The organism is Terrisporobacter petrolearius (assembly GCF_020748185.1).
GTDB lineage: Bacteria > Bacillota > Clostridia > Peptostreptococcales > Peptostreptococcaceae > Terrisporobacter > Terrisporobacter petrolearius.
Map to the genome: position 1 here is coordinate 1 of NZ_JAHZMO010000133.1, position 507 is coordinate 507.

Annotated in this window: 1 pseudogene; it reads left to right on the top strand. The window is 50.3% G+C overall.

Annotation, left to right across the window (positions count from 1 at the left end):
• Window positions 1-507, top strand: a pseudogene (gene araE, locus K0040_RS22425) (arabinose-proton symporter AraE); the annotation flags it as partial.

Sequence of the window (507 nt, forward strand, 5' to 3'; positions counted from 1 at the left end):
GTTCAGTTATAGCGGTAACTGGCGCGCAATGTTGGGGGTTCTTGCTTTACCAGCAGTCCTGCTGATTATTCTGGTGGTCTTCCTGCCAAATAGCCCGCGCTGGCTGGCGGAAAAGGGGCGTCATATTGAGGCGGAAGAAGTGTTGCGTATGCTGCGCGATACGTCGGAAAAAGCGCGAGAAGAACTCAACGAAATTCGTGAAAGCCTGAAGTTAAAACAAGGCGGTTGGGCACTGTTTAAGATCAACCGTAACGTCCGTCGTGCTGTGTTTCTCGGTATGTTGTTGCAGGCGATGCAGCAGTTTACCGGTATGAACATCATCATGTACTATGCGCCGCGTATCTTCAAAATGGCGGGCTTTACGACCACAGAACAACAGATGATTGCGACTCTGGTCGTGGGACTGACCTTTATGTTCGCGACCTTCATTGCGGTCTTTACGGTAGATAAAGCAGGTCGTAAACCGGCTCTGAAAATTGGTTTCAGCGTGATGGCGTTAGGCACTCT